The following is a 6,960-nucleotide window of genomic DNA, read 5'->3' as shown; positions in this document are numbered from 1 at the left end:
AGCAGGGACTAAATCCAAGCCGGGTGGTGAATTTTCGTCCGACGATCACCGATCACTTTTCATCCGACGTTGACACCGCTGTACCGGCATTCTTCGGTTTCACCCCGGACGAATGCCTGGTCGTGGTCAGACTCGCAAAGGGCGCTCTCGCGGCAGCTGTGCGGATCGATTTCGACGCAGCAATACGCGCTGCTGAGCACGATATTTCGAGTCTGGTGGGCCACGAGGACGACCGTGCAGACATGGTGGCACTGATCGGAATCGGCGTGAATTCTCGGCGAGACGACGCCTTGAACGCTGTCGCAGCGGCATGCCTGGCCGACGGAATGTACGTGACGGCAACGATCAAGGTAGATCGGATCGCGTTTGGTGAGCGATGGATCGACCACAGCAGCAAGACTGAGGGCCTTATCGACGACCCAACTACATGTCCCGCCGCGCTGGACTCGTTGATCGAACGAGGTCGAGGTGTAGCCAGCGACCGTGAAGAACTGCGAATCGAAGTAACTGCCACAGGCGCCAATATCGTTGCAGGTAAGGCCCCATCCAATGCAGGAGCGGCGCGGGCCGTGCGTGCTGTTCTCGCCGCGATGGACCGCCATATGAACGGCCACCCACTCTCTGACGCCGATGTGGCGAAGCTGGCGGGCGGCTTGCTCAACAAACGTGTTCGCGACGCGGTAGTGGCTATCGGTCTGACCGGGCGCCGTGAGGCTGCACGCGCTGTCTTTGCGGACGTAACGCGTCGGGTCTGTGGACCGGCACGGGCCGAAGCTGCGACGATTGTCGCAGTTCTCGCCTACTTCGCATGCGACGGAGCGCTGTTGCGTATGGCGCTCGAGGAAGCTCAGCGGGAAGCACCCAAGCATTCTCTTGCCCTGATGGTGGCGTACGCACTCGATATGCAGATTCACCCCACGAAATTCGAGGAAGCACTCGCGCCGTCGCGTCAGATTCTGGCGGAACTCGGAATCGTCGTACCAGACTGATCGCGATCCGAAGTGGTTGTCCCACCGCCGCTATCGGCGGTGGGACAGGGTGTTTCGCCTTCGGTCCGCCGAACGTGTGTTCTCGGTCGGTCGTAACCGCCCATCTGCTGTCCTAGGTGGAGATTGCTCAGCTGTGGACAACGCGGCTGACCCTGTCCTCAATGCGCGTAGTTCGAAGGCAATGTGGGCAGGCGGATTGGTGCAGATCAACTTCGAGGCCCGCCCACCCGACGACCTATGCCGTGACGCGCACTCGTGAGCGACACGGAATCGTCAGAACCTCAACTCGTAGTCAATGAAAGCGAAGGAACGACATGGGATCTGGCATCTATTCGTCTGCGAACTTTTCTGTGCAGGACAACGATCAAGGGCGCGCCGCTCTGGCCTACGCGGTCGGCAAGTTGCAAGACATCTCCGCGCTCGGGCTGACCCCCGACGGAGACGAAGACGCGGGTGCGGTCATAGCTGGGGCGTTGGCCAAAGTCCTTGGTTTGGCCGAAGATCCGGACGACTTCACAGAGGTGTGGAATGCGCTGATCGGTGGTCGATACATCGTATCTGTATCTGGGGAAGGGGTTCACTCCGATCCCGGCGAAATCGACGCGGTGCTTTCAGCTCTCGCGGAGAGCGATGTTAACGGTGAAATCACCTGCGAAAGCGAAGATTACGATCGGTGGCGACTGCGCGTAGTTGGCGGTCAGGTTCGCAAAGAATCCGGCGAGATCGTGTACGGCGATGATGCACTCGCCGCAGCATGGGTCGTCCAGATGCAAGGCCATGATGACAATATGTTTGACCAGGTCGCGGTGGTGGGTTCGGAGGCGGAAGCGACCCCGATCCTTGCGGAATGGGCACGTGCGGCTGCCAAGAATCTGGTCGATGCTGGTGCGCTCGGTGAGCGCGCTGTCGATGTGACCGCAGACGATGCCATCGTACTCGAGCAGTGGGCCGATGCCGGGGGAGTGAAGTGGGAGGTGTACCAGGTTGGTGCGCAGAACCACTGATCAGGACAGTTGAGGTGTTGCCCGCCGGGGAGAGGGGACGGGCAACGCCTCAATTGCGCAGCCTGTCCGAAGCCGTCCGACGGAACCGGGCACAAGCAAGATGGTGCGGCGAGACACTCAAGGTGCCGCACATTCGCGCCGGCACCCTGATCCTGGGTCTGTCAACGAAACAGTCCAGGAGGAATCGACATGGGTGACACACAGGCATTGGGCGGCGCGGCTATGGCCACTTTGGGGGACCTTCTCAGGGAATCCGTCCGCGACCGGGCGGTCCTCGCGGAGATCGGAGTGCTCCTCGCGCCGGTTCTGGCACTCGATTTGGGCGTGGATGACCCACGGTCGTTGTTCGATGAACTCGAGGTCGCTGTGGGCGAGCAGGGAGAGCGAAAGGGCCTTCGGAGAGTTAGGTTCACCACGGAGTTATGGGAAAACGGATATTTCTTCTCCGATGAGGTGGAAGTCGACTACTGCGACGGCGATTCCGATGAGATCACCCTCCCCAAAACGTTCTTGGAGGAGTACGCGGACGAACTCACCTCGCACACCGACGGTCTCGGATCAGGGACTGAGTTGAAGGTCGTCTACAGCGGCAAAGAACCCCGGATCGTCGCCTGACTTCGACTACTTGCCCGACAGGACATCCTGTGTCGGGCAAGTAGTGAAAGCTGTTTCGCTGCCCGGAAATTTAGATGTGGGCAGATCCTCATCGAGTGCACTTCCGGGGCATTGGATATTCAAACCCGTTGCCGCACAGATCAGATCGACGAGATGGAATCGAAAGCGTCAGATTCCCGACGATCTAGGAGACAACGAAATGGGCTACGACAACAACCCCGGCTCGCACGGAAGCGCAGAGCAGGACACACCCGGCCACGACTCGGCCCCGGGCACGGGTGCCGACCACACCGACACCGACACCGACGGGCTGATCGAAACTCGAGTCGAAGGCGTCGACGCAAAGATCTATGCCCACCGCTCGAACGTCACTCCCGGAACACTGCTGGTCGGTGTCGACGCACCGCAAGGACAGTCGATCCGGTTCGTCGTCAACGACGGCGACATGCTGGATACAACGGTCGGCGTCGATGCGGGCGAGCTAGTCACGCTCCCGTCGACGGAACAGTTCACGTCGAATGCGCACCGCATGGTGGTCGGCGGAGAGAGCCGCGCCGCAACTGCGGTCGCGACCAGGGTCGAATACCTCGTACCCGACGATGTGATCGCACAAGGAAGCGATGCAGTAGCCGGGTGGGTCGAGCAGACCGCCCGCGCGGTCGCGGTCACCAGCCCGGTACGGATCAGCGTCGAGATCGGTGAACGCTCCGAAACGTGCCTCACACGGGCGATCTGGACGGGCCGCAAACTTCTCGACACCGAACGCTCTTTCGGGGATTCGAGGAGCGAGACGGAGGCCGCTTCGGACGCGATAGCGAACATCCTGCTGGCACTCGCAGACAGCGACGGTTTCGAGGAAGTCGTGAGCGCCCTGCGAAGCGCAAGGATGTACGTCCGAGACGAGTGGGCAGAGGCCGACCGGATCGTGCCGGACTGCTTCTTGATCAGCTAGACACCTCCACTGATCTGGCACCTACGGCGGGTGTCAGATCGGTGGACGCTTTCGCCGCGACGACGCTGTCCGACGATCACCAGACGGCCGTCAATGATCTGATCAGCGAAGTCACTACTATTCGTGACGCCAACGCACAGACATGGGAGGGGCCGCGTGACCGCCGAAATGAACACCCCGGAACGGCATGTACTCGTCGATACCGACACCGGAGTCGACGACGCGCTCGCAATACTGACAGCCCTCAACGCACCAGACACGTCCGTCATAGGCATCGGCACCGTCTTCGGCAATTGCACCGAACACCAGGCCGCTCAGAACGTGCTGACAGTCCTCGCTGCGGTCAACCGCACCGACATCCCGGTATGCGTAGGGAGCCCCCGGCCCGGGCCAGCACCGACGACACCATCCCCACACGGAAGCGACGGGCTCGGCGGTCGCGGACTCCAGCCGCCACCCTCTGTTCGACTGAGCGACGAAACCGCCGTCGACCAGATCCTCCGGACAGGACGCGAACGACCCGGCCAGGTCGACCTGCTGTGTCTTGCACCGCTTACCAACATTGCAGCCGCTATCACTCGCGATCCGACGATCCTTCGGCAGTTCAGATCAGTGACCATCATGGGCGGAATGGGCACGGCCGATCGCCGCGAAATCGTCGCCGCCGCGCAACCGAAATTCCTCGCCAAAGGCGATACCAACACCAACCACGACCCAGCCGCCGCCGCGACAGTGGCTGCGACACCCGGTCCAGTGACCTGGGTAGGCATGGACGTCACAGGCCGACTACGACTGAGGTGGGCAGATCTGCAAACCCTCACGTCGACATCGAATATTGCGCGTTTCATTCAGACCATCACCGAGGACTATCACGTTTACTGCACGAACACATACGGCGCTGAGCAGCCGATCTACACCTCCCACGACAGTGTCGCCACGTCCGTCATGCTCGATCCCACGGTGATCCTGTCCAGCGTTTCGGCTACCGCACAAGTACACAGTGCCGACGGCCGGTCTGCGTTGTGGGGGCACTACCCTGACGATCGGTCCGCAGTGCACCAGATGGCAACCGACCTCGACTACGCCGCGATCCGAAACCGAGTCGCCCGCACCCTCGCAGGTTCGGGAAAGCACTGAACGGAACGCACAGTTCTTCGAAAGGCGATGGTGGCAGCATGTTTCGAACGGCATCCAAACGCAAAGTGCGGAAAGCGCTCGACAACCTGACCTTGCCCGATCCCTGGGACAGCCGGAAACTGGTCGAACAGATCGCACACGATCGCGGACACCCGATAGTGCTCTCCCCAGTGCCACAACACGTGATGGAAGGCAAAGTATGCGGCCTGTGGGTCAGCTCTGACGAAACCGATTACCTGCTTTACCCAGAGGACTCCCCGTCCTGGCACATCGATATCGTCATCTGCCACGAACTCGGCCACATGCTGCTCGACCACGACCTCGAGATACCAGTTCCCGCCAAGTCAGGGCCACCAACCACGTCGATCGACATCGAAGGGCTGTCCGCATGGCTACCAGGCCTGGATCCCGACGCGGTCCGCGGGATACTCGGACGCAGCGGCTTCTCCGCTCGCAGTGAATACGAAGCTGAATACCTCGCGACACTGCTCATCGATCGCGCAGTCGGGGATATCCAAGACACCCGCCACACACGAATGCTCAACACATTCGTCCGAGGTGAAGACGGATGACCAACACAATCCCCGCCCCCCTGCACGCGCTCATCCTTCTATTCGTGTGGTCGGTGCTGGCAGCGCGGTCAACACTGCTGAGGTTCAACAACTACGACGTTCGACTAACCCACGCACTGACCTTCGCGTGCATCGCGCTCACCCTGAAAGACCCCACCGTCGCGTCAGTTCTCAACCCGATACTCGGGCCGACGCTCACCCGGACACTCGTACACATCCTGATCCTGTGGTCGGTGGCAGCCCTCGTCGGTGTCTACAACTCCTGGGATCCCACCGAACCCCACTGGAAACAGCCGACGCTCTATTGCATCGCGACCACACTCGGGGTGCTCCTGCTCGTCCTCTCGGCGCCAGCACGCGCCGCAGAAACAACAGTCGAACTCACCGGCGGTTGGCAAGCAGTGGCCTACTTCGCGATCTACGCCGCATTCACCGCGTACGGACTAGGCCGGGTAACCCTGGACTATCTCCGAAGCTGGAAACGGATCCGAACCGCATCCACGAAAGTAACCGTGATCGGCGTAATCGTGTTCTTCGTGTCCATGCTGGTCGAATCGTTGCAGATGCTGGCAGTCGCCATCCTGACTGGAAGCGGCAAAGGAGAACGACTTGTCGAAGCGAAATCGAACTCCAACGGGTGGCTATTCGCCGTAATGATGCTCGTCGCCGTCACCTTGTCAGGGCTCCCATTTTTTCGCTCGGACATGCGTCGGGAACTGTGGGACCAGTTCAGAATCCACCGACTGTGGAAGACGATCACACGGACGGAACCCGATCTCGTATTCGGAACAATCCGAGACCGGCGGACACTCACTGACAGTCAACGTCAGCTGAGGGTGACCAGCGAGGTTTTCGACGTTGTCCAACGACTCAACCACTACGCAGAACCCATCAACGATGGACGTTGGGACGATCAACTCGCCCAGCTAGGACTCACACCGACACAAGCGATTGCGGTCTATCAGGCAGCTCAGCTGCAGAACGCCATTGAACGACGTAAACGCGGTCTCAGCCCACTCGATGAAAAGGCTCCGATTGCCACTGCACCGGTCGCCCCTGACGACACCGAATCTGCGATCGCAGCCATGATGCTCATCGCCCAGCACTGGTCCCTAGCCGGCCGCCTCCGACAATCGAGCATCAGCGAACAGGAACACGCGCATATCCCCTGACAAGGAACCTCAGCTGGCCGCTGAGGGGCTATCCGAACCCTCTCCGAGCACCCGCAGCAACGCCCTGCGGTCGGCATCAGTGCGTTCTCCGCGAAGCTGAATGCTCTGCACCTTCCGCATCCGGAACTGCTCGAGGAGCAGCAGTTGTTCGTGCAGATCTTGAATATCGTCATCGAGCAGATACTTCGCGGGCGTCCGGAAGTGCACGGCGATCGCTGTAAGCAAATCTGGATCCGCTTCGGTCTGAGCACCAGATCGCAGGGCGTCGATCTGTTCAGCTGATACCTGGTGTCCAGCAGCGCTGATCGCTGCAGCAGCGTCCGTCGACGTTTCTTCGCTCTCGTTAGCTGGGTGCCATACCCGAAACAAGACCTGCAGTCGCTCGGCGAGGGAAACCCGTGAGGACATGAGCTCTCTCCGTTCCATGGTCAGAACCATCAGCTTAGCCTGAATCCACCGATGAGCTTGTGAAAGTTGATCCGAATCGACGACACGAGCAAGAACTGTTTCCAGGCAGGG

9 protein-coding genes are annotated in these 6,960 nt (G+C 60.5%); 8 read left to right on the top strand and 1 reads right to left on the bottom strand.

Going from position 1 to position 6,960, the window contains the following annotated elements; all coding sequences use genetic code 11:
- The 8 genes from AC1Q61_RS32465 to AC1Q61_RS32430 form a co-directional block, all read left to right on the top strand.
- The coding region (locus AC1Q61_RS32465; protein ID WP_492651458.1) for a DUF4192 domain-containing protein at positions 1-989 on the top strand (989 nt) is incomplete at its 5' end.
- A gap of 133 nt (positions 990-1,122) precedes the next feature.
- Positions 1,123-1,248 carry a hypothetical protein gene (locus AC1Q61_RS32460; protein WP_256938233.1) on the top strand — a complete coding sequence of 42 codons (126 nt, stop codon included), beginning with the start codon at positions 1,123-1,125 and terminating at the stop codon, positions 1,246-1,248.
- A gap of 55 nt (positions 1,249-1,303) precedes the next feature.
- Entirely contained in the window at positions 1,304-1,993 is a 690-nt protein-coding gene (locus AC1Q61_RS32455) for a hypothetical protein (protein ID WP_047269121.1), read from the top strand.
- A gap of 189 nt (positions 1,994-2,182) precedes the next feature.
- On the top strand, positions 2,183-2,608 hold the full coding sequence (locus AC1Q61_RS32450; protein ID WP_075835694.1) for a hypothetical protein: 426 nt from the start codon (positions 2,183-2,185) through the stop codon (positions 2,606-2,608).
- Positions 2,609-2,807: 199 nt separating this feature from the next.
- Positions 2,808-3,560: a hypothetical protein gene (locus AC1Q61_RS32445; protein ID WP_047269119.1), complete on the top strand. Its 753-nt coding sequence runs from the start codon at positions 2,808-2,810 to the stop codon at positions 3,558-3,560.
- Between the two features lie 156 nt (positions 3,561-3,716).
- Positions 3,717-4,697 (top strand): nucleoside hydrolase, encoded by a 981-nt coding sequence (locus tag AC1Q61_RS32440; protein ID WP_317629226.1) that lies wholly within the window; start codon positions 3,717-3,719, stop codon positions 4,695-4,697.
- Between the two features lie 38 nt (positions 4,698-4,735).
- On the top strand, positions 4,736-5,269 hold the full coding sequence (locus AC1Q61_RS32435; RefSeq protein WP_052959773.1) for a hypothetical protein: 534 nt from the start codon (positions 4,736-4,738) through the stop codon (positions 5,267-5,269).
- A complete protein-coding gene (locus AC1Q61_RS32430) occupies positions 5,266-6,441 on the top strand; it encodes a DUF6545 domain-containing protein (protein ID WP_075835698.1) in 1,176 nt (391 codons plus the stop codon). The genes AC1Q61_RS32435 and AC1Q61_RS32430 overlap by 4 nt, the downstream gene beginning before the upstream one ends.
- 9 nt (positions 6,442-6,450) lie before the next feature.
- On the opposite strand, the gene AC1Q61_RS32425 is transcribed toward AC1Q61_RS32430, so the two are convergent.
- A partial coding sequence (locus AC1Q61_RS32425) for a hypothetical protein (RefSeq protein ID WP_492651459.1) occupies positions 6,451-6,960 on the bottom strand: 510 nt, incomplete at its 5' end.

It is taken from the genome of Rhodococcus sp. MPR-R1B, from assembly GCF_058793255.1.
The sequence above is the reverse complement of the archived record's forward strand: the minus strand, read 5'-3'. Positions and strand labels throughout refer to the sequence as shown.

Coding starts and splice junctions, on each gene's coding strand:
- AC1Q61_RS32455 (WP_047269121.1), top strand. CDS start 1,304: ATGGGATCTGGCATCTATTCGTCTGCGAACTTTTCTGTGCAGGACAAC.
- AC1Q61_RS32450 (WP_075835694.1), top strand. CDS start 2,183: ATGGGTGACACACAGGCATTGGGCGGCGCGGCTATGGCCACTTTGGGG.
- AC1Q61_RS32445 (WP_047269119.1), top strand. CDS start 2,808: ATGGGCTACGACAACAACCCCGGCTCGCACGGAAGCGCAGAGCAGGAC.
- AC1Q61_RS32435 (WP_052959773.1), top strand. CDS start 4,736: ATGTTTCGAACGGCATCCAAACGCAAAGTGCGGAAAGCGCTCGACAAC.
- AC1Q61_RS32430 (WP_075835698.1), top strand. CDS start 5,266: ATGACCAACACAATCCCCGCCCCCCTGCACGCGCTCATCCTTCTATTC.